The 24,235-nt window shown below is 60.5% G+C and carries 17 protein-coding genes and 2 pseudogenes; 10 read left to right on the forward strand and 9 right to left on the reverse strand.

The window, feature by feature from the left end; all coding sequences use genetic code 11:
- Nucleotides 1-194: 194 nt before the first annotated feature.
- The 4 genes and pseudogenes from P6U27_RS02450 to P6U27_RS02465 form a co-directional block, all read left to right on the forward strand.
- On the forward strand, nucleotides 195-6,065 hold the full coding sequence (locus tag P6U27_RS02450; protein WP_407193636.1) for an AAA family ATPase: 5,871 nt from the start codon (nucleotides 195-197) through the stop codon (nucleotides 6,063-6,065).
- 352 nt (nucleotides 6,066-6,417) lie between these two features.
- On the forward strand, nucleotides 6,418-6,771 hold the full coding sequence (locus P6U27_RS02455; protein WP_407120407.1) for an integrase core domain-containing protein: 354 nt from the start codon (nucleotides 6,418-6,420) through the stop codon (nucleotides 6,769-6,771).
- A gap of 556 nt (nucleotides 6,772-7,327) precedes the next feature.
- Complete coding sequence (locus P6U27_RS02460; protein WP_245509711.1) at nucleotides 7,328-7,939, forward strand: alpha/beta fold hydrolase; 612 nt, start codon at nucleotides 7,328-7,330, stop codon at nucleotides 7,937-7,939.
- Nucleotides 7,940-8,004: 65 nt separating this feature from the next.
- Nucleotides 8,005-8,292, forward strand: a pseudogene (locus P6U27_RS02465) (transposase); the annotation flags it as partial.
- A 354-nt stretch (nucleotides 8,293-8,646) separates the two neighbouring features.
- Here the strand turns inward: P6U27_RS02465 and P6U27_RS02470 are convergent.
- Both P6U27_RS02470 and P6U27_RS02475 read right to left on the reverse strand, forming a co-directional pair.
- Complete coding sequence (locus tag P6U27_RS02470) at nucleotides 8,647-9,840, reverse strand: IS91 family transposase (RefSeq protein WP_407193637.1); 1,194 nt, start codon at nucleotides 9,838-9,840, stop codon at nucleotides 8,647-8,649.
- Between the two features lie 9 nt (nucleotides 9,841-9,849).
- Nucleotides 9,850-10,710, reverse strand: a complete 861-nt coding sequence (locus tag P6U27_RS02475; RefSeq protein ID WP_162500198.1) for a site-specific integrase — start codon at nucleotides 10,708-10,710, stop codon at nucleotides 9,850-9,852.
- A 106-nt stretch (nucleotides 10,711-10,816) separates the two neighbouring features.
- Between P6U27_RS02475 and P6U27_RS02480 the strand changes: the two are divergent.
- The 5 genes and pseudogenes from P6U27_RS02480 to P6U27_RS02500 form a co-directional block, all read left to right on the forward strand.
- A pseudogene (locus P6U27_RS02480) lies at nucleotides 10,817-11,623 on the forward strand (IS5 family transposase); the annotation flags it as partial.
- Nucleotides 11,623-11,967 carry a hypothetical protein gene (locus tag P6U27_RS02485; protein ID WP_122402509.1) on the forward strand — a complete coding sequence of 115 codons (345 nt, stop codon included), beginning with the start codon at nucleotides 11,623-11,625 and terminating at the stop codon, nucleotides 11,965-11,967. The pseudogene P6U27_RS02480 and the gene P6U27_RS02485, both read left to right, overlap by 1 nt.
- Nucleotides 11,930-12,484, forward strand: a complete 555-nt coding sequence (locus tag P6U27_RS02490) for an adenylate/guanylate cyclase domain-containing protein (RefSeq protein WP_407193638.1) — start codon at nucleotides 11,930-11,932, stop codon at nucleotides 12,482-12,484. Before P6U27_RS02485 ends, P6U27_RS02490 begins: the two co-directional genes overlap by 38 nt.
- Nucleotides 12,485-13,184: 700 nt before the next feature.
- Nucleotides 13,185-16,094, forward strand: coding sequence for an AAA family ATPase (locus tag P6U27_RS02495; RefSeq protein WP_245509568.1), 2,910 nt, complete (start codon nucleotides 13,185-13,187; stop codon nucleotides 16,092-16,094).
- 14 nt (nucleotides 16,095-16,108) lie between these two features.
- Nucleotides 16,109-17,452, forward strand: a complete 1,344-nt coding sequence (locus P6U27_RS02500) for a hypothetical protein (protein WP_129144429.1) — start codon at nucleotides 16,109-16,111, stop codon at nucleotides 17,450-17,452.
- A gap of 517 nt (nucleotides 17,453-17,969) precedes the next feature.
- Here the strand turns inward: P6U27_RS02500 and P6U27_RS02505 are convergent.
- Entirely contained in the window at nucleotides 17,970-18,266 is a 297-nt protein-coding gene (locus P6U27_RS02505) for a hypothetical protein (protein ID WP_407193639.1), read from the reverse strand.
- 109 nt (nucleotides 18,267-18,375) lie between these two features.
- Here P6U27_RS02505 and P6U27_RS02510 point away from each other — a divergent pair, with 109 nt between their 5' ends.
- Complete coding sequence (locus tag P6U27_RS02510) at nucleotides 18,376-19,383, forward strand: PAS domain S-box protein (protein ID WP_129144431.1); 1,008 nt, start codon at nucleotides 18,376-18,378, stop codon at nucleotides 19,381-19,383.
- 663 nt (nucleotides 19,384-20,046) lie between these two features.
- Here the strand turns inward: P6U27_RS02510 and P6U27_RS02515 are convergent.
- From P6U27_RS02515 to P6U27_RS02540, 6 genes are all read right to left on the reverse strand, one after another.
- Nucleotides 20,047-20,946: a universal stress protein gene (locus P6U27_RS02515; protein ID WP_129144432.1), complete on the reverse strand. Its 900-nt coding sequence runs from the start codon at nucleotides 20,944-20,946 to the stop codon at nucleotides 20,047-20,049.
- Between the two features lie 168 nt (nucleotides 20,947-21,114).
- Complete coding sequence (locus tag P6U27_RS02520) at nucleotides 21,115-21,243, reverse strand: hypothetical protein (RefSeq protein WP_283810494.1); 129 nt, start codon at nucleotides 21,241-21,243, stop codon at nucleotides 21,115-21,117.
- A 281-nt stretch (nucleotides 21,244-21,524) separates the two neighbouring features.
- The gene (gene mnhG / locus P6U27_RS02525) at nucleotides 21,525-21,920 is read right to left on the reverse strand and encodes a monovalent cation/H(+) antiporter subunit G (protein WP_122400503.1); all 396 of its coding nucleotides are present in this window, start codon (nucleotides 21,918-21,920) and stop codon (nucleotides 21,525-21,527) included.
- Nucleotides 21,917-22,198 (reverse strand): K+/H+ antiporter subunit F, encoded by a 282-nt coding sequence (locus P6U27_RS02530; protein WP_122400504.1) that lies wholly within the window; start codon nucleotides 22,196-22,198, stop codon nucleotides 21,917-21,919. The genes mnhG and P6U27_RS02530 overlap by 4 nt, the downstream gene beginning before the upstream one ends.
- A complete protein-coding gene (locus P6U27_RS02535) occupies nucleotides 22,195-22,683 on the reverse strand; it encodes a Na+/H+ antiporter subunit E (RefSeq protein ID WP_129144433.1) in 489 nt (162 codons plus the stop codon). The genes P6U27_RS02530 and P6U27_RS02535 overlap by 4 nt, the downstream gene beginning before the upstream one ends.
- Nucleotides 22,680-24,233 carry a monovalent cation/H+ antiporter subunit D gene (locus tag P6U27_RS02540; protein WP_407194542.1) on the reverse strand — a complete coding sequence of 518 codons (1,554 nt, stop codon included), beginning with the start codon at nucleotides 24,231-24,233 and terminating at the stop codon, nucleotides 22,680-22,682. The genes P6U27_RS02535 and P6U27_RS02540 overlap by 4 nt, the downstream gene beginning before the upstream one ends.
- Between the last annotated feature and the right edge of the window lie 2 nt (nucleotides 24,234-24,235).

Consider the following 24,235-nt stretch of genomic DNA (forward strand, 5'->3'; position numbering starts at 1 on the left):
CAACTGGGACATAGGCATAGATGCGACCGCACCGAGGCCGGCTCGCTTCTTCTTACAGGCAGAAATGCTGTCCAAAAATGGGAGTGGGCCACGCTGTGTTTTTAGCAGTAAGCTGCCCTACGCGCGGGATATGGCCTGCGTGCCTCTTCTAAAATCTAGAGGCGTACATTGCCCAGTCTTTCGGTTCGGCGCGCATGGACAGCGACTTCCAGGTGTTATGGAAGGACGACGACCGCATCTTTTGCCGGGCATCGCGCCAGGGCTCCGATGGTGGCCGCAAAACTGTGCTGGCCGTGCTTCCTGCCGAGCACGCCCCATCAACGAGCCGGGATCGCTTGGCTCACGAATATGCACTAAAGGACGAACTCGACAGCGCGTGGGCCTTGCGGCCGCTCGAACTGGTCAGCGAGGGCGGCCGACCCGTGCTGCTGCTCGAGGATCCCGGCGGCGAGCCGGTGGAGCGCCAGCTCCAAGCGCCCATGGAAGTGGGAACATTCTTGCATCTCGCCGTCCACATCACGGCGGCTCTAGGCAAGGTCCATCAGCGTGGGCTCGTGCACAAAGACATTAAGCCGCACAACATCATCGTGAATCGCGCGACCGGCGAAGTCAAACTCACGGGTTTCGGCATTGCCTCGCAACTCCGGCGCGAGCGCCAATCACCCGAACCGCCTGAAACCATCGCCGGCACCCTCGCCTATATGGCACCCGAGCAGACCGGACGAATGAACCGCTCGATCGACGCGCGCAGTGATCTATACGCGCTGGGCGTCACCTTCTATCAGATGCTCGCCGGCGCGCCCCCGTTTACCGCAGCCGATCCGATGGAATGGGTGCACTGCCATATTGCGAGGAGGCCTGTGCCGCCCGCCGAGCGTCGGAAGCAAGTGCCCAATTTCCTTTCGGCCATCATCATGAAGCTGCTCCACAAGACCGCCGAGGAGCGCTATCAGACCGCGGCCGGTCTGGAGAGCGATCTCCGGCGCTGCCTCGCGGCCTGGGAGGCTCGGCAGGGGATTGACGACTTCCCCCTGGGCGAGCGCGACATCCCGGACCGGCTGCTCATCCCCGAGACCCTCTATGGGCGCGCGCGAGACATCGAAGTCTTGCTCGCGGCCTTCGACCGCGTGGTTCAGAGCGGCACGCCTGAGCTGGTGTTGGTCTCGGGATACGCCGGCATCGGCAAGTCAGCTGTCGTCAACGAGCTGCACAAGGTGCTGGTGCCCTCGCGCGGCCTGTTCGCCGACGGCAAATTCGACCAATACAAGCGCGACATTCCCTATGCCACACTGGCGCAGGCGTTCCGCAGCCTGCTCCGGGGGCTTCTGGCGAAGAGCGAGGTCGAGCTGGCGCCCTGGCGCGATGCCCTGCACAAGGCGTTAGGCCCGAACGGCGGGTTATTGGTGGACCTCGTCCCCGAGCTGAGGCTTATCATCGGCGAGCCGCCGCGGGTGCCCGACCTGGCTCTGCAGGATGCGCAAAGGCGCTTCCACCAAGTGGTGCGGCAGTTCATCGGCGTGTTCGCGCGACCGGAGCATCCGCTGGCGCTATTCCTCGACGACCTGCAATGGCTCGACTCAGCGACGCTGGACCTGCTCGAGGATCTGCTGACTCAGGCGGATGTGAGCCATCTGCTGATGATCGGCGCTTACCGCGATAACGAGGTCGACGCCGCGCATCCTCTGCGGCGCAAGATCGCGGCCATCAAGAACCGCAGCGGCATGGTTGAGGAGATCGCGCTGGCGCCGCTTGCCACCGAGCATGTCGGGCAGCTGATCGCCGACTCGTTGCGTTGCGAGCCGAGGTATGCCGCGTCCCTGGTGCAGTTAGTGCAGGAGAAAGCAGGCGGCAATCCGTTCTTCGCCATCCAGTTTCTTTACGAGCTCGTCGAGGAGCGTTTGCTTGCGTTCGATCATACGTCGTCGTGCTGGACGTGGGATCTCGATCTCATTCGCGCCAAGGGCTATACCGACAATGTGGTGGACCTCATGGTCGGCAAACTCGCGCGCCTTCCGGCCAACACGCGGGAAGCGTTGCAGCAGCTCGCCTGTCTCGGTAACACCGCCACGATCACGCTGTTGGCCCTTGTTCTGGGAAGATCGGCGGCTGAAGTCGACGCAGCGCTGTGGGAAGCCGCGCACGAGGAGCTGGTCGAGCGACGGCAAGGCTACTACAGATTCACCCACGACCGGGTGCAGGAAGCCGCCTATTCAAGCAAACCGGAAGCCGAGCGTGCGGAAGCCCATCTCGCCATCGGCCGGCTGCTCGCGGCGAATACTCCCACAGAACAGCATGGGGACGTGATCTTCGACATTGTCAATCAGCTCAACCGCGGCGTTGCGTTGATCACCTCACGAGACGAACAAGCGAAGCTGACCGAGCTGAACCTGCTCGCAGCCAAGCGCGCCAAAGCGTCCACCGCCTATGACTCGGCACTGACTTATCTGAATGCCGGCGCGACCCTGTTGCCGGAGGATCGCTGGGAGAGCAGGCATGAACTTGCCTTCTCCCTGGAGATCAACCGGGCAGAATGCGAGTTTCTGACCGGCGCGCTGGCGGAAGCGGAGCGACGCCTGATGGCTCTCTCAGCCCGTGCGGCCGGCCCGGTCGAGTTAGCCACGGTCTCAAGCCTGCGCATCGACCTATACACGAGGCTCGATCGGAGTAGCGATGCAATTGCTGTTGCTCTCGATTACCTCCGCCACCTGACCATCGACTGGCCACCCCATCCCACCGAGGAGGAGGCGCGAGGTGAATACGACCGCGTCCGGTCCCAACTTGGCGGGCGCCGTATCGAAGCACTGATCGATTTGCCCTTAATGAGTGATCCGGTGTCTCTCGCGACTCTGGGCGTGCTGACCAGGCTGCTGCCGCCTGCACTATTCACGGATTTGAACCTCTTTTCCTTGACCGTTTGCCGAGCGGTTAATCTCAGCCTTGAGCACGGAAACTGCGATGCCTCGTGCGTTGCCTATATGAGGCTTGGGATGATTGCCGGTCCTCGCTTCGGCGACTACGAGACGGGATTTCGATTTGGTCTGCTCGGATATGAATTGGTCGAACGGCGCGGATTGACGCGATTTCATGCGCAGACCTACATGCTCTTCGGAGCGCACCTCGCACCATGGACGCGACATGTCCGGAGTGCGCGTGATTCGCTGCTTCGGGCTTTCGACGTCGCAAACAAAACCGGCGACCTCACGTTCGCCGCGTACGCCCGCGTCAATCTGAATTCGAATCTGCTCGCGGCTGGTGACCCGCTCGCGGAGGTGCAACGTGAAGTCGAGAGTGGCCTCGCATTTGCGAAAACGGCACAGTTCGGACTGGTCGTTGACGTTGTCGTCAGCCAACTGCAGCTCATCCGGACCCTGCGGGGGCTGACCTCGAAATTCGGCTCCTTCGACGATGAGCAGTTTGAAGAGCTTCAGACGGAGCGCCGGTTCGCCGAGAATGCCAACCTCATGCGAGCGGACTGCTGGTATTGGATCCGAAAGCAGCAGGCGCGCTTTTTTGCAGGCGACTACGCGGCGGCGATTGAGGCGTCTCAAAGGGCGCAGCGGCTGCTGTGGACGTCTATATCGCAGCTCGAAACTGCCGAATACGAATTCTATGGTGCATTGTCCCTCGCGATGGCCTGCGCCTCCGCCGCGCCTGCCCAGCACCGGGAGTACCTTGAGGCACTGGCGGCGCATCGGCGACAGATCCAAATCTGGGCAAAGAATTGTCCGGAGAATTTCGAGAATCGCGCTGCGCTTGTCGAGGCGGAGGTCGCCCGCTTGCAGGGCCGCGAGCTCGATGCCGAGCGCCTCTATGAACACGCTATCCGCTCGGCCCGGGCCAATGGCTTTGTTCAAAACGACGCGCTTGCCAACGAACTCGCCGCACGCTTCTACGCGGCGCGCGGGTTTGAGAGAATCGCTCGTGCGTACTTGGCCGACGCTCGGCGCGCCTATTTGCGGTGGGGGGCTGATGGCAAGGTGCGGCAACTCGATCGGCTCTATGCCCACTTGGCAGAGGAAACAGCGGCGCCCGGCCCGACGAGCACGATCGGGACTCCACTGGAGCAGCTCGACCTCGCCACCGTCATCAAGTTGTCGCAAGCGGTCTCGGGCGCAATCGTCCGGGAGAAGCTGCTCATCACCGTCATGCGCACCGCTATCGAGCACGCGGGCGCCGAGCGCGGCCTGTTGGTTCTGTCGCACGGGGCCGAGTTGCGAATTGCCGCCGAAGCGACCACCGACGGCGACACGGTCGTCGTGCAGCTGCGCGACGAGCCCGTGACGGCAGCGCTCCTGCCGGAGGCGATCCTCCACTACATCTTGCGTACGCGGGAGAGCATCATTCTCGATGATGCCGCAGCCCAGAAACCGTTTTCAGCGGATCCCTACATCATTCAGCGCCAAGCGCGCTCTGTTCTCGGCCTGCCGGTGATCGCTCATGCGAATTTCATCGGCGTGCTGTACCTGGAAAACAATCTGGCTGCGCATGTCTTCGCGCCGGGTCGGATCGCGGTGCTAAAGCTGCTCGCCTCGCAGGCGGCCATCGCGCTGGAGAATGCTCACTTGTACCAGGATCTCGCAGAACGCGAGGCTAGGATTCGGCGCCTGGTCGAGGCCAACATCATCGGGATTATCATCTGGGAACTTGGAGGTCGGATTCTGGAGGCGAATGATGCGTTTCTCCGCATCGTAGGATACGATCGCGAGGATCTCATTTCGGGCCGCCTACGCTGGACTGACCTTACACCACCGGAGTGGCTCGACCGCCACATGCGATTGTGGATCCCGGAGCTAAAGATGATGGGGAGCGTGCAGCCGTTCGAGAAGGAATATTTCCGCAAGGACGGCAGCCGCGTGCCCGTGTTGATCGGCATGGCTGCATTCGACGAGCGACGAGATTACGGCGTCTCTTTTGTCGTCGACCTGACGGATCGCAAGCTGTCGGAAGAGGCATTGCGGCAGAGCGAGGAGCGCTTTCGCACCCTTGTACAATTCTCCTTCGACGTGTACTGGGAATCGGATGCGCAGCATCGCTTCACCCGCCAGGAATTCGGCGAAGGTCTTGCCGACGCGCCGGCGCCTGGCTCTGAAATTGGGAAGACGTGGTGGGAAGTGCCCTATTTGGAGCCTGACGCGGAGGCCTGGCGCAAGCACCGGGAGACGCTCGATGCCCACCTGCCGTTCCGTGATTTCGAGCTGGCGCGGCCTACGCCTGACGGCGGCAAACGCTACGTGTCCATCTCGGGACTGCCGGTCCTCGACAATGCAGGGCGCTTCATCGGTTACCGCGGCGTCGGACGGGACACCACCGAGCGCAAGCGGGCCGAAGAGACCTTGCGGGAGGTGCAAAGGGAATTGGCGCATGCGAACCGCCTCGCCACCATGGGTGAGCTCACGGCCTCGATCGCCCATGAAGTAAGCCAACCGATCGCTGGCGCATCGATGAATGCCGATGCCGCCCTGCATTTCTTGGACAGAAACCCGCCGGATGTTGAGAGAGCCAGGGACACGCTCGGTTATGTTGTGAACGACACTGATCGAGCCCGCGACATCATCAGGCGTATACGTGATCTCATAAAAAAAGCACCGCCACTGAAGGATCGCCTGGATATCAACGAGGCGATCCGGGACGTGATCGAGCTCGCCCGCAGCGAAGCGGTGAAGAACGACGTCGTGATGCAGACGGAGCTCGGAGACGGTTTGCCACTCGTCGAAGGTGATCGCGTCCAACTGCAGCAAGTGATCCTCAACCTGATGGTCAATGCCATCCAAGCCATGGGCACGGTCGCGAGGGGATCGCGAAGCGTGCTCATTAAGACCGCTCGGGCCGAATCTGACGGCATTATCGTCGCGGTGAAGGATTCGGGACCAGGATTGGCGCCGGACGCTCTCAAGCGCATCTTCGACCCCTTCTACACGACGAAGCCTGGCGGTCTGGGGATGGGACTGTCGATCTGCCGCTCGATCATCGAAGCGCATGCCGGGCGCTTGTGGGTGACCTCCAATGCGCCCCATGGCGCGACTTTCCACTTCACGGTGCCAGCCCATCCGGGCAGCGCGTCGTGACGATCCCGCATGGTTGCTTTTGAGACCTCGCTCCGGCGTTCACGCCAGTTCCGATGTGTCAATTTGGAGTGGGCCATGGGGCTGGAGAAGGGCGAATTTAAGATCTGACGGCTATGCCGGGCTTTCGAAGAACGAAAGCCCATGGCCAAGCACCGCATTCACAGCATCGAGTTCAAGCGTCAGCCGCCATGTTGCAACGACTGATAGCGATCACGACCAGCCGATCCGTCGCCGTCATTCTCAACGCCTGGTCGCGCCGGGTGGTCTGTTATGCGATCAGCCGGTCGATTCATACGCGGCTGACGATCGCCGCCCTCGCGGCCGCGATCGAGCGACGACGCCCGTCAGCTGGATGCGTGCATCATTCGGATCGGGTTCGCAATACGCCTCCGAGCGCTATCGCGACACACTGACGGCGCACGCGCTTGTCGGCTCGATGGGTCGGCGCGGTAACCCGTACGACAACGCCAAGGCCGAGAGCTTCATGAACACCCTTGAAGGTCGAGGCTGTGTATCCAATGGCGTAGAAACGCTCGAGGACGTTATCGAGAACCTTCCCCGCTTCATCGACGGAGTTTACAATAAGCGCCGATTGCAATCCGCTCTCGGTTATCTCAGCCCGCAACAGTTTCGAGGATCAGCACGCCCGGCAGAGGGTCAAATCAGCCGCCTGACCCTGTCCGGCCCCACGGGCCCACTCCACTGATGGGGCAAATTTGCACGCCGAATAATATCGGATGAACGCCGGCGAATGCAGCGCCCTCAACGAATTGCATTTGAACGAATTGCATTTGATGAGAACGCATACGCGAATGTCGCGCCTTCACTTCAATGTGAAGCACTGCGTTGATGGCCGTCGTGCGTGGTCGGCACGCGAGCCATGGGGGAAACCGGCCACCAAACTGGAGCGGCGTCCGCCATCTTGCGTGCTGCGGCAGTGCCATTGCCCCAAGCACGGGCTGCGCCTCCTTGTCGGTCGCGCTGGTCTTTTAGCTTCCGCAGAGCAAGGCAAGCTGTTACCATTCTCGAAGGCCTGCTCGCTAGAAGCATCAACCCAACCGATAGCTCCCAATCACGCCACTCTACGTGCAGTGATGTGCGATGGTTCCGAAGACGCGGTACGCAAAGAGCGGTGATACTAAGATCGCCTATCAGGTTGTGGGGGATGGGCCTTTCGACCTTGTGTTTGTGCCTGGCTTCATCTCGAACTTAGACGTGGCCTGGGACGAGCCACGCGTCTGGCTGCTTTCTCCCGGCTGATCATGTTTGACAAGCGCGGCACTGGCCTCTCTGACCGGACTGTCGGCGTGCCGACTCTCGAGGAACGTATGGACGACGTTCGGGCTGTCATGGATTCCGTCGGCTCGCAACAGGCTGCGCTATTCGGCATCTCTGAAGGCGGCGCGATGTCCGTTTTGTTTGCGGCCACCTATCCAGAGCGCACGCGAGCTCTGGCGCTTTATGGAACGTACGGGCACTTCCGATCGTGGGTGCTGCCACCGGATAGGATCGAAGGTGCGCTTGAGCGCATGGAGAAGGCGTGGGGGACTGGTGAGAGCCTTGCGTTGTTTGCTCCAAGCGTGGCGGCCGATGAAAATTTTCGACAGTCCTGGGCACGTTTTGAGCGGCTCGGCGCCAGTCCGTCTGCTGTTGTGGCGCTTATGCGAATGAACAGCGAAATCGATGTTCGTCCCATTCTCCCGTCCATTCGAGTGCCGACGCTCATCGTTCATCGCCAAGGCGACGTTCGGGTCAACGTTGAGGCCGGGCGATTCATGGCGGAGAAGATCCCGAATGCGAAATACGTCGAACTACAGGGCAATGACCACTTGTTGTGGACCGGTGACACGGATCGCGTACTAGCAGGCTGTTGAAAAAGGCGCTCGCCGCCGACCGGCGACCGTGATTCATTGGCTCCGATGAGATTCGGAGATGGTGCGTGCGCGGCGGCGACAATCGAACGGGCGAACTGTTCAGCTACGTCGACCTGGAGGCGCGGGTGCGGCGTAATCATCCGCTGCGAGCGATCCGGACGATTGTGAACGAAGGGCTGTCGGCGCTGGAGCGAGAGTTTGCCGCGCTCTATTCGCCAATTGGGCGGCCGTCGATCCCGCCGGAGAAGCTGCTGCGGGCGATGCTGTTGCAGGCGTTTTATTCGATCCGCTCGGAGCGGCTTCTGATGGAGCGACTGGAATACGACCTGCTGTTCCGCTGGTTCGTCGGAATACTGGAGGGTTCAAATAGGTCCCGCGTCGCAGATCTCGCCGCAAGTCCAGCGCGGGACCTATTTGAAGCTGGATTGAACGAAGCCGCGTCTTGTGAGCGCGGACCTATGGGGGCTCGATCTAGGCGCCGGTAGGCGCGATTGACCCGATGTCGGGCCCGCGAGCGATTGTGGCCGCAGATTGTCGCTGATGTTGGCAGCAAAGGATGCCGCCGTCGATAGCGTCGAACGGCGCGTCAAGCCCAGGCGGCTGACTATCGCCCGTTCGCCGGGCGTTGTGAGCGTGCTTGATCGTTCCGACGGAGAACGTCGGCAGGGCAGCATGTGCAGTGGGAGCGAACAAATCGAGGTCGTCGGTCATGATGTGTCGCAGCGAGGTGCTGCGCGTCGCTGCGCTGGCGCACCCGGCACAGGCCCAATCTCGACCATGCGGCCTCCGCAGATGGGGCATAAGTCGAGGCGGTGACCAAGGAGGATGGCGCAGCGCTCACGATAGTTGACAGCTTCGGCAGGCGGAGGTGGCTGCGGCGCCTCAAGCGCCGCTCGGATGCGCGCGAGTTTGGCGGCGCGGCAGGCGTTCGCCAGGAAACCAAAATGACGGATGCGGCGAAACCCCTTCGGCAATATGTGGAGCAGAAAGCGACGAAGGAACTCCTCAGTGTCGAGCGTCATCACTTTGGATTTGTTGCCAGCGCGATAATCCTTCCACCGGAAGCGGACGTGGCCCTCGTCACAGGTAAGGAGCCGGCCGTTGGCGATCGCAACGCGATGGGTGTAGCGCCCGAGATAGGCCAGAACCTGTTCTGGTCCGCCGAAGGGACGCTTGGCGTAGACGACCCACTCGACTTTGCGGAGGGCGTTTAGATGGCGGGCGAATGCCGCTGGCTCGACGAGGTGCGCGAGATGGCCGAAGAACTGGAGCTTGGTGCCATTGAACGCCGCCTGCAGGCGCTCCAGGAACAGCCGACGATACAATCGTGACAGGACGCGAACGGGAAGGAAGAAGCCGGGGCGACAATGAACCCAGCTTCCATCAGGGGCGATCCCGCCGCCTGGCACGAGGCAATGGGCATGCGGATGATGCGTTAGGGTCTGGCCCCAGGTATGGAGAATGGCGATCATCCCGGTCTCGGCACCGAGATGCTTCGGGTCGGCGCTGATGAGACGGATCGTCTCGGCTGCTGCCTTGAGCAGGATGTCGTAGACCACCGTCTTGTTCTGCAGCGCGATGGCGGCCACCGGCGCCGGCACGGTGAAGACGACATGGAAATAGGGGACCGGCAGCAGGTCGGCCTGGCGCTCGGCGAGCCATTGGGCGCGCGCGAGCGCTTGGCACTTTGGACAGTGCCGATCGCGACAGCTGTTATAGGCGACGCGGACCAGGCCGCAGTCGTCGCACCGCTCGACGTGGCCGCCGAGCGTCGCTGTGCGACACGCCTCGATGGCCGCCATCACACGGCGCTGATCGGAGGACAGCCGAGGCCCCTGCGCGGCACGGAACGCGCCGCCGTGGCGGCGGAGGATGTCCGCCACCTCGAGCACGGGGCGCATATGCGCAGCTCAGTTGGGTGGGATCACCCTAACGGAGAGTCCATCGAATGGGCTGGTCGTGCGGGCGAGCAGATTGGTCGCAACCTGAGCGTAGCGCGCGGTCGATCCCAGGTCGGCATGTCCGAGCAGAACTTGAATGATGCGAATGTCGATCCCGCTTTCCAGGAGATGGGTCGCAAACGAGTGCCGGAGCGTATGGACAGTAATCGGCTTGGCAAGCCGAGCGCGGCGGCGGGCGGCGCGGCAGGCCGCCTGGACGCAGCGGACGCTGACATGTTCACTTGGGTCTTGGCCTGGAAATAGCCACAGTCCCGGCCGGGCTCGCATCCAGTACGTACGTAGAATCTCCAGCAGTCGCGGAGAAAGCATCGCGTAACGATCCCTGCCGCCCTTGCCGTTCTCGATGTGGATCAACATTCGCTTGCTGTCGATCGAGCTCACCTTCAGGCGGACGACTTCACTAACCCGTAAGCCAGCCGCATAAGCCGTCGCCAGCACGACGCGATTGCGCACCCCTGTAACCGCGTCCAGGAAGCGCTCGATCTCTTCGGCACTAAGCACGAGCGGGAGCTTGTCGGGCTTCTGGCCACCGATGATCCGCTCGAATGCCTCCGTCTGCCCGAGTGTGACGCCGTAGAAGAACCGCAGCGCGCAGGCCACCTGATTGATGTGGGACCACGAACGCTTTTGACCGATGAGATGCAGTTGGTAGGCGCGGACCTGCTCGAAACTCAACCGGTCCGGGGCGTAGCCAAAATGGCGGCTAAACTTTGCGATCGCATAGATATAGGATTGTTGAGTCGACGGCGACAGATTGCGGACCGTCATGTCCTCGATCATGCGCTGCCGAAGAGGGCTCATCGTAGCCATCTGGGTCTCCTGTCTTGAGAGGGGTGGTGCGAAGACCAACATCCTCTCAGACAGGACACCTCAGTTCAGCAGGCTTGCCCCCACTCCCGCGTAGCGGGTTCGTTCAATCGGCGTTGACGACGCAGCCTGGGACCATTCGGTGTTCTCGAAGAACCGCGACCGGCTGCTGGAAGGCGACATCGCGGCCAAGTTCCTGGCGGCGGTGCTGGCGCAGCCCAAGGTGAAGAGGCTTCTGTCGAGCGATCACTTCTCGGTCGACGGTACGCTGATCGAGGCCTGGGCCTCGATGAAGAGCGTCAAGCCGAAGGACGGCTCCGGCGAGCCGCCAGCGCCAGGCGGCGGGCGCAATGCCGAAGCGGACTTTCATGGCCAGAAACGCTCGAATGACACCCATGCTTCGACCACCGATCCGGACGCCAGGCTCTACCGCAAGGGCAAAGGCAAGGAGACGAAGCTGTGCTTCATCGGGCACGGGCTGATGGAGAACCGCCACGGCCTGCTGGTCGACGCCTGCCTGACGCAGGCCGGCGGGCATGCCGAACGGGTGGCCGCGCTGCACATGATCGAGCCTCGTGCCGACCGACCGACAGCGATCACGCTTGGCGCCGACAAAGCCTACGATGCAGAAGACTTCGTCAACGAACTGCGCTCGATGAACGTGACGCCGCATGTTGCACAGAACACCAGCGGCCGTAGTTCTGCGATTGACGGACGAACGACCCGGCACGGCGGCTATGCCATCAGTCAGCGCATCCGCAAGCGCATCGAGGAGGCATTCGGCTGGATCAAGACGGTTGCCGGGCAAGAGAAGACCAGCTTCCGTGGCCGTGATCGCGTCGCATGGGCCTTTACCTTCGCTGCCGCCGCCTACAATCTGGTGCGGCTGCCGAAGCTGATTGCGGAGACTGGCTGATGGCCAAGGTGCCCGGCTTCGCCAAGGCCTTTGTCGGCCGCTGGCGCATCGTCGAGATGGACGTCTGGGACAGCGAGTTCCTCGATCTTGCCGAAGAGGCGCATCTCACCTTCCAGGGCAAGTCCGATGGCGAAATCGCCTTTGGGGCTCTCAAGGGCTTCCTGGACGTGCGCTACGGCGCCCGCGACGGATCGGCCTGCGCCGAGTTCTCATGGGAAGGGCACGACGAGAATGATCCGTCCTGCGGTCGCGGATGGGCTATGATCGGCACTGCGGGCAGGCTCGTCGGCCACTTCTACATCCACAATGGCGACGATTCAGCCTTCGTTTGCGAACGCGGCTGAGTTCTTCAACAGCCTGCTAGATGAGGTTGAGGAGTTTTTTACTGGGTCGCGATCGGCCGCCGAAGCTGATCGCGTCCTCGCCACTGTTCTGTTTACCGATATTGTGAACTCAACCAAACGCGCGGAGAAGATCGGCGACCGCGCATGGCACGACCTGCTGGGTCACCACAATGCGATCGTGCGACGAGAACTGTTGCGGCATCGCGGCCGTGAAGTGAGGACATTGGGTGATGGGTTCTTAGCAACTTTCGACGGTCCGGCCCGATCGATCCGGTGCGCTCTTGCAATAAATGAAAGCGTCGAACCGCTCGGGTTGCAGGTGAGGGCCGGCCTTCACACGGGCGAGATTGAAGTTGCCGATGACGATGTCAGCGGAATCGCCGTGCACATCGCATCGCGCGTTGCGACGATGGCGAAGCCCGGACAGGTTTTGGTCTCGAATACCGTCCGTGACCTGGTGGCAGGATCAAACATTCGGTTCCATGACGAAGGTCATCATTCTAAAGGGCATTACTAATAGCGTCAGATTATTCGCGGTTGAACGGTAGAGAGAAGCTCAACGCGCAATTCGGATAGGGTGATCGACTTTGTCTTGAGGCTCTCGCCTCGACTGGCCATTCTGTAGCGAGAAGCTCGCCAAAGTACGAAATAGCTTGCACGTCACAGCAGATCTGCCTTTCCGAATTAATCGAACTGCAGGACGGCTGAGGCAACTCTAGCACCGGAGGGGAGATAAATCTAAGACCGTCGGCAGAATTGGCCAGGCGAGGTCTCAACGTTCTTGTCCAGGTTGCATCCTAGCAGAGCGGTTGCGGCTGACAGGCGGCCAGATCATGGAACAGGCCCGGTGACGCCTTGACTCCAAAGAGTAATCTGAGGACTAATTTACCGGAAATTGAGCTCCGCTCGGCGGGCGTCACTTCTGCCGGGCGAGGAGGGCATCGCCTGTGGCACGCCGGCATCACAGCTCGATTGGTTCAGGTTTGAGCGATACTGCGCCATTCAGGCCGCTGGACGCCCGATCTATCGCGAGCCCCCTAATTTTTGGGCAGAATAGCACGATCGTCCACGCGGGCAGAGGGGGGCGTGATTCGGCTGGAGATGGAAGGCCAACAGCCTCGTCCCCGATAAATCGCCGGAGGCATTTGCGGAATCTAGCGACCGAACGAAAATATGTCTCCATCTTGCGAGCCGATCTGCACCGCTCATCGGATCTGGTGACAGGCCTCGATTTAGAAGAGTCGATCGCGCGGCTCGCGCCGGCAATGGGTCAGATGCGATCGGCTGTGCATCAGTACGGGGGCATTATTCATCGAGAAATGGGTGATGGCATATTCGCCGTGTTCGGTGCGCCGGTCGCCAACGACATGCACGCGGTCCTGGCTTGCCTCGCTGCGCTCGACCTTCTGAGCCGGATTGAAGCGCTTGCGGATGGTAGCATTCGCGTGCGGGTTGGCGTGCACTCAGGCTTGGTAGTGGCCGGACCCCGGAAGCTCGACTACACCCAGATGTACGATTTTGACGGCCCTCCACTGATCATGGCTGAGCGCTTGCAAGCGGTGGCGGAGCCTGGCCAGGCGCTGGCGTCCGAGACGTGCTGGATGCTGGCCGGAGGCTATATCCATTTCGAAGCACCGGAAAGGCACCTTCTAAAGGGATTTGCCCAGCCAGTCATGGTTCATCCCATAAAAAGGGTTGGTGAGCTATCGAAATGGCAAGTGACCCTGGGGCGAGGTACAGCAGCATTCGTCGGTCGCGAGACGGAATTATCAAACTTACTTGCGCTTGGTGTCGCGGCTGCGAATGGCCCCGGTCGCGTTGCCCTTGTTTCGGGGGAACCGGGCGTGGGCAAGTCGCGCTTGGTGCGCGAGGCTGTGCACGTGCTGCATCAGCGCGGCTGGCATTCCGTGGAGGCGGAATGTAGCCCCATCATTGGCGATTCGCCGTTTTCCCTCCTCAAGGATATCCTGGTCAAATCTATTTCGGAGCTAAGTGGGGCTGATAAAGCGGGCGCCAACACCGACCTGCCAGATGTACAATCGGCTGCGCTGCGGATTCTGCTCGATGGAGTAGTTGCAGAAAGCCTTCCCGTATGGACAAAGCTAGCCTCCCGCGCGCGAACTCGTGCCATCATCGATATGGCTTGTTCGGTCGTGGCGCGTCGGGTTGGTGGGCAGCCGACATTGCTTCTCATTGAGGATGCGCAATGGGCTGATGAGGCAAGCGCCCCCGCCCTTGACGCAATAGTGGCGTTGGCCAAGCGTCTTCCACTTTTCGTGTTAATCACTGCTCGAACAGATGAGCTGCCCTCTTGGTGTGAGCCGGATGCCAGACTGGTACTAGCCCCACTAGCGCCCGATGAAGGCCTTGCAATGCTTAATCAGTTGCTTGGTCCATCGCCTCGCCTTCAGCTTTTAAAGGAACGAATTCTAGAGCACACGGGTGCGATGCCGTTGTTCCTAGAGGAAGTGTGTCGTGGGCTTATAGAAGCCGGTCGATTAAGGGGAGCGTGGGGTGAATTTGAGCCGGCCTTAGAGGGGACAGAGCTCGGCGTTCCTTTGACAGTTCAAGGTGTGATCGCGAGTCGCATTGATCGACTGGCCCCGCGCGAGAAGCGGGTCTTGCAAGTAGCCGCCTCGATCGGTCCTCAAGTGCCAAGCCGTTTACTCCGGGTGATCGCAGGTTTGGAGGAGGCGGTCTTCCGTCAAATCCATACCGCACTACTGGCGGCGGGTATGTTGGTGTGCGTCCCGCAGGCGGGAGAGGGGCAAAACACGTTCCCGCACGAATGCGTTCGCCAGGTTGCATACGATGCCACCCTGGAATCCGATAGGGTGAAACTACACAAGCGTGTTCTGACCGAGCTCGAGGCCGAGGCGGCTACTGCTCAGAACGCGCACGAGTTGGCAGCCATAATGGTGCACCACGCTGTTCAAGCCAAGGAATGGGCGCGTGCAGCCGATTTGGGGGCAACGATCGCGCGTCGCTGCTTTGGCCAATCTGCGTTTTCGGATGCGATGAAGCATTTCGAACTGGCAATAGCGTCGGTCGACAAGCTGCCGCCGTCACCGCAACGTGAGGCAATCGCGATTGATCTTAGGATTGAGGCGCGAATGGCTTACGGAAATCTAGGAAAGGTGAGCCGTTGGCTCGACTTGGCAAGAGAGGCCGAGGCGCGCGCACTCGCCTCCGGCGACAATAGACGACGAATTCCTGCGTTGGCCATGCGTGCGGCGGCGTTGAACTTCTATGGTGCGCCGGCCGAAGCGCTCGACGCGGGCGAGGCTGCAGTGCGCGAAGCAGGCCAGAGCGGCGAGCCTGGATGGTTGGCCTATGCGGAATACGGGTTGGGGCAGGCGCGGTTTATCGCCGGTCACTTCGTAAAGGCCGTAGAGATTTTGGAGAGAGCTTATAAGCGGTTTTATTTTGAAGGTGCTTCACCGCCACCCGGCGGCGGAGCAGCACAAGCTGCACTGCTTAGCTGTATGATGATCTGCGTCAGTAAAGTAGCGCTTGGGGACGAAGAGGGCGCTGTCGCGGCGCAAGCACGAGCAGATGAGATTGCGGCTCAGAATGAAGGTCCCGCTGCAGCGATAGCAGGGGGATTTAGCCGCGGAGTGCTTTTGCTCTCAAGAGATGAGCCGCAGGCGGCGGAAACGGCGCTGGCACACTCCCTCAAGCTTGCGCATCAGCATGAAGTGCACCTTTTCATACCCGTGCTTGCCAACCAGCATGGGCTTTCACTCTTGCGAGTAGGGCGCGTGACAGAAGCGCGAACGGCGTTTGAAATGGCCCGTGAAGAGGCCGAACTGCTTGGGCATCGGTCGGCTGCATTGCGCGCAGAGCTAGGTCTAGCGCTCTGTGAGGCAGCATCGACAACCCAACGCAACGTAGCAATAGAGATGGTTTGCCGATGTGAGCAGAGCGCTCAACAGAGCGGGTACCAGCCCCTAGAGCTGGAAGCGTTGCTCATCAAGAGTGCTTTAAATAGCGCATTGGGAGTGGAGTCTTCGGCGGACCGAAACAAAGCCGAGCAAATAGCAAAGCAAATCGGCGCCCTAGGAACGCAGCGCGAAGTTCATCGCACGCTTTCAAGGGTGCTGGATCGTTCACAGCTGGCGAGCTAACAAGGAGGAACGTCATGTCTGAAGAAGAAGACGGCAGGACCGAGAAGCAAGACACGCTCAATCGGCGTACCGTGCTAGCGGGTGGCGTTGCAACCGCGGCGACGGCCGCTCTCCCGCGGGCGGCGCTCGCTCAGCCGAAGGGTGCTGGCGGAATAGAAACCCGTGGCGCAATTTACATGGACCCCGATTATCTATCGACATTCAACGATCACGCCTACTCGCGGGGCAATATCGGTAATGTTCACAATCTAATTAAGAACAATTTCCTGAACAGAAGTGATCTTAAGTGGGGACTTTATCAACGCGACGTGGAGCCGGATCCTAAAAAGTGGGGCCGTACACCGCAAATTGGACAGGCCGCGTTCGACCATTGGCCCGACTTCTCTCAGGAAGCTCGTGATGACCTGGAGAAGCAGCCGGCGAGGTTTGCTGATCCGAAGAACGCAATGAACCCGTTCGACACCAGGCAAGTGGGCGCCAATCTGTTGGAGCATTTAGATGAGGTTATTCGCATTGCGCTGTGGGACTACGCAGTACCGATAAAGATCAAAGTGAATAAGAGTCGCAGACGGCATCACGGTCTTACAACCGAATGGGACCCTGCGCCGCAGCCCGGAACTAATCCAAACCTTCGATTGAATGGGCTGACCATCAACATCGATTGTCCCGACGGCGGATGGCAGGGTTACACGCTCTGGCGCAACAGATCTACGAGCGACCACATTACGAAATTCGAAGCCAATTGGGTGGTGCCCTCGCCACCAACGAACGATGAAGGGCAGATCATATTCATCTTCAATGGTCTGGAGAGCGTATCGGGACCAAATGCAACGGGAGGAATCTTACAGCCGGTCCTCCAGTGGACCACCAATGGTTGGTTCATCCGGAGCTGGTACGTGAGTGCTGATTTCGACCCTATGAAGTACCCGAACCTGCCTGATCCAGGCTCGGCGGTCGGCCAAGATCACCTGAGTGACGAGAACCGCTGTTACTCTAAGGCAATCCCAGTCACGACAGGAGATATAATTACCGGCTCTATTGAGGGCGGCAGAGATACTGGCGGAAAGTTCAACTATGTCTGCTCGCTTTCGCGTAACAATCAAATTCAGTCGGACACCAGACTGAAAATGGACGATATATCTGAGCTGACTTACGCCGTGTGTGCTGTCGAAAGTTACAAAGTAACCGTCACCCCTGCGGACTACCCCACGGCACCGATCGTATTAACCTCCCTCGACTTGCAACTTGAAAACAATCCCATCAGCCCAATCCAGTGGACGGAAAGCAAAAAGGCCGGCAGGGACTTCACCGCAAAGTCGTCTATGGCGGGACACAAGGTGGAGTTTAAGGTAGTCTGAAGTAAAAGCAGACCGGCTCGAGGATATTTTCTGGCCGCCCATAGCTTCGCATCTTGGGATCAAAGGCCTCAGGGCTGGCGGAAGGCGGATGGCCTTCTGTCGGGCAAGAGGGGCGTGCCACTGCTTCGGCGAGGCACTATTATACCGTTGCTCCTCCAGTATACTCTGGAGAGAAGCTTAAATTGCAGCTTCTGTCCCCCGAGGGAGAGCACCTGAGGCGCAGCGGTCGAGCAAGTTTTTTTCTAAATTCTCTCCCTCCGCCAGCCGGCAAAAATGATCTCGTACTTAGAGCTGCAGACAGGCCAAAAATTCGGCCGTTTTCTTGCTTTTCGCTTCGGTCGATTTGAACAAGCGGCCTCCGCAGCCGGCAGCATGAAAGAGCTGACCGGGACCGATCACTATCGTTTCGCTTTCAGAAACTTAAGCCAGGGTGCGCCTGACGTAACCAGTCCCTGGATGTCTTGGATAATCAGGGGTCGCTGACGCCAGAGGACCTGGGAAGATTCCTCCGGCGATCTCAAGCTTGGAATATGACTACGGAGCTTCGCGAATTTTCGTCCGGACCACTGGAGGTCGACAGCTCGAGAAATCGCGTGTTGTCGTAGGCGCTGTCCGGGTCACCTAGGTGAAGCTCCGCCTCTTCGATCTCGAGGTACTGACCGGCGATCAGCTTGCCTTCGTCACCCTTATCCTGCAGGTAATCTTTCTGTACGATCAGGTCGGCCATTGCAGCCGCTTCGTGGTAGCTATTTGCTTCTACCTCGATTTCGCCGATATGGACCTTGGCGTATGTCTGAACGTAAAACTTCGGCATCTACTTTGCTCCTAGTCCCAGAACGCTGCCTTCGAACACACCATTGCGATCCTTTCAATTCGCAAAACGGGGCTAGGCTGTCGCAGCGAAGCGTACCTGGAGGTGCACTGTGGGCGGACAAATTGAACGCAAGTCTCCCAGCAAGGAGACGAGAGAAGTCGAAACTGCGCTTCGCGAAAGTGAGCAGCGGTTGCGCTTCCTGGCCGCGATAGTCGAGTCCAGTGACGACGCGATTGTAAGCAAGAATCTCGATGGCATTATTACAAGCTGGAACAAAGGTGCCGAGCGTATATTTGGCTTCTCGGCCGGCGAGGCGATCGGCCAACCCATTACAATTGTAATCCCTCAGGACCGGCAGAGCGAAGAGCGCGAGATTCTCACGCGCATCAGACGAGGCGAGCGCATCGACCATTTTGAGACGGTTCGGCAACGCAAGAATGGCAGCTTGATCGTAATTTCGTTGACCGTTTCTCCTGTCAAAGATGACCATGGCAAAATTGTCGGTGCATCAAAGATCGCGAGAGATATTACGGAGCAGAAGAGGAATCAGGAGCTGATCACGACATTGGCGCGGGAGGCCGAGCACCGCAGCAAGAACCTGCTTGCGACCATTCGGGCGGTGGTTAGTCGTTCTCAATCAGACTCGCCGGAAGATCTCAAAGAAATAATTATTGGACGCATCGAAGCGCTTGAGAAAGTGTGCTCACTTTTTGTCGCGACACGCTGGATCGGTGCCGAGTTATCCGCGATCGCGACACAGGAACTGGCTCCATATTCCCAAAGCGGGAAGCGGGTACTCATAGACGGAGCGCAAATTCTACTAGAGCCCGGCATCGCTCAGGCAATTGCCATGACGTTGCACGAGCTGGCCACCAACGCTGCAAAATACGGTGCTTTGTCCCAGCCCAAGGGCCAGTTAAGCCTGCAATGGTCGCAGGGGGCTGACGGCAAATTATACCTGTTCTGGACTGAGACAGGTGGTCCAGACGTGCAGCAACCGACCCAGAACGGCGTTGGTGTCGGTATGATTGAAGGAATGATCAGCCACTTGAAGGGGACGGTCCGCTTTGATTGGCACAAAGAGGGACTTGTCTGCGAAATTATGGTCCCGCTCTGAGGCCGCAACTGATCCCGGCGGGTAGAGAGAATTGATCGCCTCCCAATGAGCATCGGCTGCCGCTTATGGCCCTTGGCCGAACAAGGCGCGGCCATTGTGGTGTCGGCTATCGCGGCTAGACCGGACGCGCGCTGTGCTCACTTCGACCGCCGCTTACCCAAAGCGGGCCTCGCGCTCAGTTTACGTGTTGGGATTCGCCGCGAGTATAATCGCTGCAGGGGATTGTAATGAGCCCAATCACGTGGCTCGTCGCCCGAGAGCCGGCAGGTGGTGGCTCCGAGGCACAAACCTCAATTCCGCTCGCTTTTTGCGTTATTCGGCACTTGGCGCCGAGGTTCTCTGGCGACAGGCGGCCCGTTACTAAGTGTTTGAAATCGTCTGTCCGCGACCCCGGGCGAAGATGCCGGTAAGTCATCTCGGGAGGGCGCGAGCCGTGGTGCTACATGGCGATCCGCGGACGTGCGAATGCCTGCGGATGTCATGCTTGCTGCGTGGGAGGATACCGCGCCCTAAAGCGCGATGAGATTTGGATGAATCGTCATCGCGCTTTAGCTTGTTGTTTACGCATGATCTTTCCGGAAAACCGCTTCGCACTTTTCCGGATCATGCTTTAGTGCTGGATGCGGCCCCGGTCTCTCCAGGCGATCCGAAAGTCTTTTCCCGTCAGGCGTCAGAACAGGCAGCGGTGGCCGTCTTTGAAGGTCTGAGGTCAGGACCGGTGGGAGGAACCACCAGAACGTCCACGTTGAGGGAGCGAAGAACTTCTTCCGTCACACTCCCGATCAACGCGCGAAGCAGCCCGGATCGGCTGTGCGTACCCATCACGAGCATGTCGGGTCGCTTCTCTGCAACCGCACGCGCGATCACCTGCATGGGAACGCCCTCGTCGACTCTAAGCGACCATCGCTGGGCGTCGAACTCATTGGCGACGAGAAAACTGCTCATTTCCTCCATCGCTCCGTGACGCTCGCTATCGACATATCCACTGATGACGTCGGAGCTCGCACCAGAGCTGAGCAATCGTCTCTTAGCCACCGGCGAGAAGGCGTGAAGGAGCGTCGAGCCGTCTTCCAAAAACCCGGCGGACAGACCGAAGCGGATCGCGTCGGCCGATGTCTCCGACATGTCGACTGGCACCAGAACCCGTTCGTAGTGCCGCTGCGCCTCGTTGTTCACCATCAGCACGGGATACTTTCCTCCGCGGACGACACGCTCGATAGTGGTCCCTGTAAAGATGTCGCGCAGAAACTGCTTGCGATGGGCCCCCATCACGATGAGATCGGCGCCGACCGCGGCGCTCGCGCGCAAGATTCCGTCGAAGGGGTGACCCGTGATCACGATCGGATGACAGCGCGCGTCATGCAGCTCGGGCATGGACCAGATCTGCTCCACCAGCACCCGCTGGGCCTCCCGTTCTTCCATGCGAACCAGATCGTCCGGCTGGTCTTCATCAACGACGTGAACAAGGTGCAGCTCGGCGCGGCGAGCGCGGGCCAGAAGGCCGGCTTGCCGCAGGGCGCGATGGGAACGCGTAGAGAAATCCGTCGCAGCGACGATGATCATGTCAGAACCCTTGTACTGGCCGACCGCGCCGCGTCTTTTCGGCAAGGCCGGCGATTTGATTGCTTCAAGGCCGGCTCATGACGCGGCAACGCGCGGGCGCGCCCTGAGATGAAGAGCGCGGTAGCGGGTCGCGATCAAAACCGTCAGGTGACAAAGCACCTTCCAGCGTCAACTTTCCGGGTCATGCGGCATCGGCGGCGGACGGCGAGCGAATGCCGCCCGAAACCCGTCGGGGTCGTAAATCCAGATGAACAGGATCCACGAGGTCAGAACCAGCAGTGCCAAAAAGACAGACATGAAGAACTCCCGGCTTGGTCAGAATCGTTGAGTTGCCGCGCCCGGGCGATACAAATCGCCCGGGTCACATGCCGATTTGCAGCCGGTTCTCCTGAATGTCTGGTCGCACTTTGGTCATCACGTCCTCTGTTTGGGATGCCGCAGATCTCTGAATGGCATCCGCATAATCAGGCCGGCGACGGGCCAACGATCGGCCGGCTGAAGTCGCGGAGAACGCGCACAGTTCAGCATCACGCCTACAATGGACTTAAGCGTGCGCCGCAGGGGATCAATTGCGACATTTAGTCGGCCTTGCCCGCCGAAGCGTCGCCTGGCGCCGCGTGAGGCAGCGCCCGGCCTACGGGTTCACCCAGCTGTGCCCGTTCCGCGGTGTCGCGAAAGCGGGCTGCGCCGACGAGAACGGTCAACGCGATCGGGGTGGTCACGGCGCCGAGTACGACGATCAGGATTTCGTGCAGCACCGCTCTGCTCTCCAGAACCGAGAAGCAGACCATCGAAGCGGCCGCGATGAAGACGGTGCCGAGTGTTGTTCCGAGCGTCGGCGCATGGACGCGCTCGTAGAATGTGCCGAGCCGCAAAAGGCCCAGCGAGCCGATCAGCGTGACGGCAGCGCCGGTCAAAAGGAAGACCGCTGTGAGGACGGCAGCCCAAGGCGGCAAGTGCTCGATGCCGTTCATTCGATCACCTCGCCGCGAAGGAGGAACTTGGCGAGCGCAACCGTCCCGACGAATCCGAACAGGGCCATGGCCAGGGCAGCCTCGAAATAAAGCGCCTCGCCGGTTCGAATCCCGACCGTCAGAAGCAACAACATTGCGTTGACGGACAACGTGTCGAAACCGAGAACGCGATCCTGAGCGCGCGGTCCAAGGAAGATGCGCAAAGCGCCGCAGCCGATCGCCAATCCCAGCAACACCTGCGCGACCAGGAGCGAGTAGGTCAGCATGAGCTGGCTCATTCGAATATCTCCAGCAGATGACGTTCGTAACGGTCCTTGATGGTGCGGATCCACTCCTCTTCATCGACGAGGTCCAGAACGTGGATGGTCAGCGCCCCTCTTTGGGCGTCGAAATTCACCCACAGCGTCCCCGGGGTCGACGTAATGATGCAGGCGAGCGAGGCCAGCCCGTAGGGGGCGCGCATGTCGAGCGGAATCTCCACGAAGCCCGGCGCTCGCTGCCACCGTCCAAAGCCGAGAACGATCCGCCCCACCGCCAGGTTCGAGCGCACGATGTCGACGGTGACCCGTGCCAACAGTCGCATAATGACGCCGGGTCGCCTGACCCGCACGCTCGGTATTTCCAGTACGGTCAGGATCCGACCACCGACGAGGGCGACCAAGCAGCCAAGCAGGATGTGCCCAAACGTGACCGCTTGATTGAGCAGCAGCCACAATGCGAGCAGGCAGGAGCTCACGATCGGAAAAGGCAGCAAGCGTGTCATTTGCCCTCCGCTTGTCGGCTGCTAGAGCCGGTGTTCAGGACGTCGCTGATGTAGTCCGCCGGCGCGTGGAGGGATTGCGCCGCGGCCTGCATGAAGCGGATCACGGGACCGGCCCAGACGGTTTGCGCAGCACAGATGAACAGCAGGAACATGATCGGCGCCATCTCGATCACGCGCACGCGCGGCACAGTGCGATCGGGCGAGGCCCAGAAGATACGGATTCCAGCGCGTGCCATCGCGACCAAGGTCGCGAAACCCGAGAGGATCAGCACTGCGAGCAGAGCCCATCCGCTGCCGGGAATGGCCCCCCCTGGCTGATCGGCCGGATGCAGAGCCGCCGCGAGCAGCGCGAATTTGGCGATAAATCCGGACAGCGGCGGCAAGCCGGCGATGACCAGCGCGCAGCCGATGAAAGCGACGCCGAGCAATCCCATGGTGGCCACGATCGCGACGCCCACGTCCCCTTCGGCTTGGTCTGTCTCGACCTCCTCTCCATAAGCTTCCCGCGTGACAGCGATCATGTCCGCTCCAGGTTCACGGCCGCGCTCGATGAGCTCGACGAGGAGAAAGAATGCTCCGATGCCGAGCGTCGAGCTGACCAGGTAGAAGAGCGCTCCACTGGTGACGCCGACCTGTCCCATCCCCGTGGCGGCGAGCACCGTTCCGGAGGATATGAGCACGGAGAAACCGCCGAGTCGGGCGGTGTCTTGCGAGGCCAATGTGCCGATCGCTCCGAACAGGATCGTCGCCAAGCCGGCCAACAACAAGAACTCCCTGCCGAAGCCGGCCGATGCGCCGGCGTCCTCGCCGAAAAGCAAGAGCGACAGGCGCAGCACGATATAGACGCCGACCTTCGTCATGATCGCAAAGATCGACGCCACCGGCGGACTTGCGGCGGCGTAGGCGGTCGGCAGCCAGAAGTTCAAGGGCCACATTCCGGCCTTGAGCAGGAAGGCAACCGCAAGCACGCCCGCACCTGCTTCGAGCAAGCCGCGGCTCTCGGCGGCGACCGCGTGCACGCGTGCCGCGAGATCCGCCATGTTGAGCGTTCCGGTCACGCCGTAGATCAGGCTGACCCCGATCAGAAACAACAGCGAGGCGGCGAGGTTGACGACGATGTAATGCAGCCCTGCCTTCACCCGTGCAAGGCCGGATCCGTGCAGCAGAAGACCGTACGACGCCGCCAGCAACAACTCGAAGAACACGAACAGGTTGAAGAGATCGCCCGTGAGGAAGGCGCCGTTGAGGCCCATCAGCAGGAATTGAAACAGCGGATGGAAATGCGCGCCTGCCCGGTGCCAGCGTGCAAGGGAGTACACCACCGAGGCCAGCGCGAGGACATTGGTCAGCAGCAGCATTAGAGCCGACAGCCGATCGAGAACGAGGACAATTCCGAATGGCGCAGGCCAATTGCCCAGACGATAGACGTCCCTTGTACCGGCATCCGAGAGTCCGAGCAGGATCGTGGCAATGCAAACGAGGGCAACGGTTACGCCGACGTTGAGGCCGGCGACGATCGAGCGGTGCTTCTCTCCATTGAGCAGCAGCATGC

The organism is Bradyrhizobium sp. STM 3566 (assembly GCF_045571445.1).
Taxonomy (GTDB): Bacteria; Pseudomonadota; Alphaproteobacteria; order Rhizobiales; family Xanthobacteraceae; genus Bradyrhizobium; species Bradyrhizobium vignae.

Bases quoted from the DNA above. Each gene is read 5' to 3' on its own strand.
- P6U27_RS02450 (WP_407193636.1), top strand. From the start codon at position 195: ATGGACAGCGACTTCCAGGTGTTATGGAAGGACGACGACCGCATCTTT.
- P6U27_RS02455 (WP_407120407.1), top strand. From the start codon at position 6,418: ATGCGTGCATCATTCGGATCGGGTTCGCAATACGCCTCCGAGCGCTAT.
- P6U27_RS02460 (WP_245509711.1), top strand. From the start codon at position 7,328: ATGTTTGACAAGCGCGGCACTGGCCTCTCTGACCGGACTGTCGGCGTG.
- P6U27_RS02470 (WP_407193637.1), bottom strand. From the start codon at position 9,840: ATGCGCCCCGTGCTCGAGGTGGCGGACATCCTCCGCCGCCACGGCGGC.
- P6U27_RS02475 (WP_162500198.1), bottom strand. From the start codon at position 10,710: ATGGCTACGATGAGCCCTCTTCGGCAGCGCATGATCGAGGACATGACG.
- P6U27_RS02485 (WP_122402509.1), top strand. From the start codon at position 11,623: ATGGCCAAGGTGCCCGGCTTCGCCAAGGCCTTTGTCGGCCGCTGGCGC.
- P6U27_RS02490 (WP_407193638.1), top strand. From the start codon at position 11,930: ATGGCGACGATTCAGCCTTCGTTTGCGAACGCGGCTGAGTTCTTCAAC.
- P6U27_RS02500 (WP_129144429.1), top strand. From the start codon at position 16,109: ATGTCTGAAGAAGAAGACGGCAGGACCGAGAAGCAAGACACGCTCAAT.
- P6U27_RS02505 (WP_407193639.1), bottom strand. From the start codon at position 18,266: ATGCCGAAGTTTTACGTTCAGACATACGCCAAGGTCCATATCGGCGAA.
- P6U27_RS02515 (WP_129144432.1), bottom strand. From the start codon at position 20,946: ATGATCATCGTCGCTGCGACGGATTTCTCTACGCGTTCCCATCGCGCC.
- P6U27_RS02520 (WP_283810494.1), bottom strand. From the start codon at position 21,243: ATGTCTGTCTTTTTGGCACTGCTGGTTCTGACCTCGTGGATCCTGTTC.
- mnhG (WP_122400503.1), bottom strand. From the start codon at position 21,920: ATGAACGGCATCGAGCACTTGCCGCCTTGGGCTGCCGTCCTCACAGCG.
- P6U27_RS02530 (WP_122400504.1), bottom strand. From the start codon at position 22,198: ATGAGCCAGCTCATGCTGACCTACTCGCTCCTGGTCGCGCAGGTGTTG.
- P6U27_RS02535 (WP_129144433.1), bottom strand. From the start codon at position 22,683: ATGACACGCTTGCTGCCTTTTCCGATCGTGAGCTCCTGCCTGCTCGCA.
- P6U27_RS02540 (WP_407194542.1), bottom strand. From the start codon at position 24,233: ATGCTGCTGCTCAATGGAGAGAAGCACCGCTCGATCGTCGCCGGCCTC.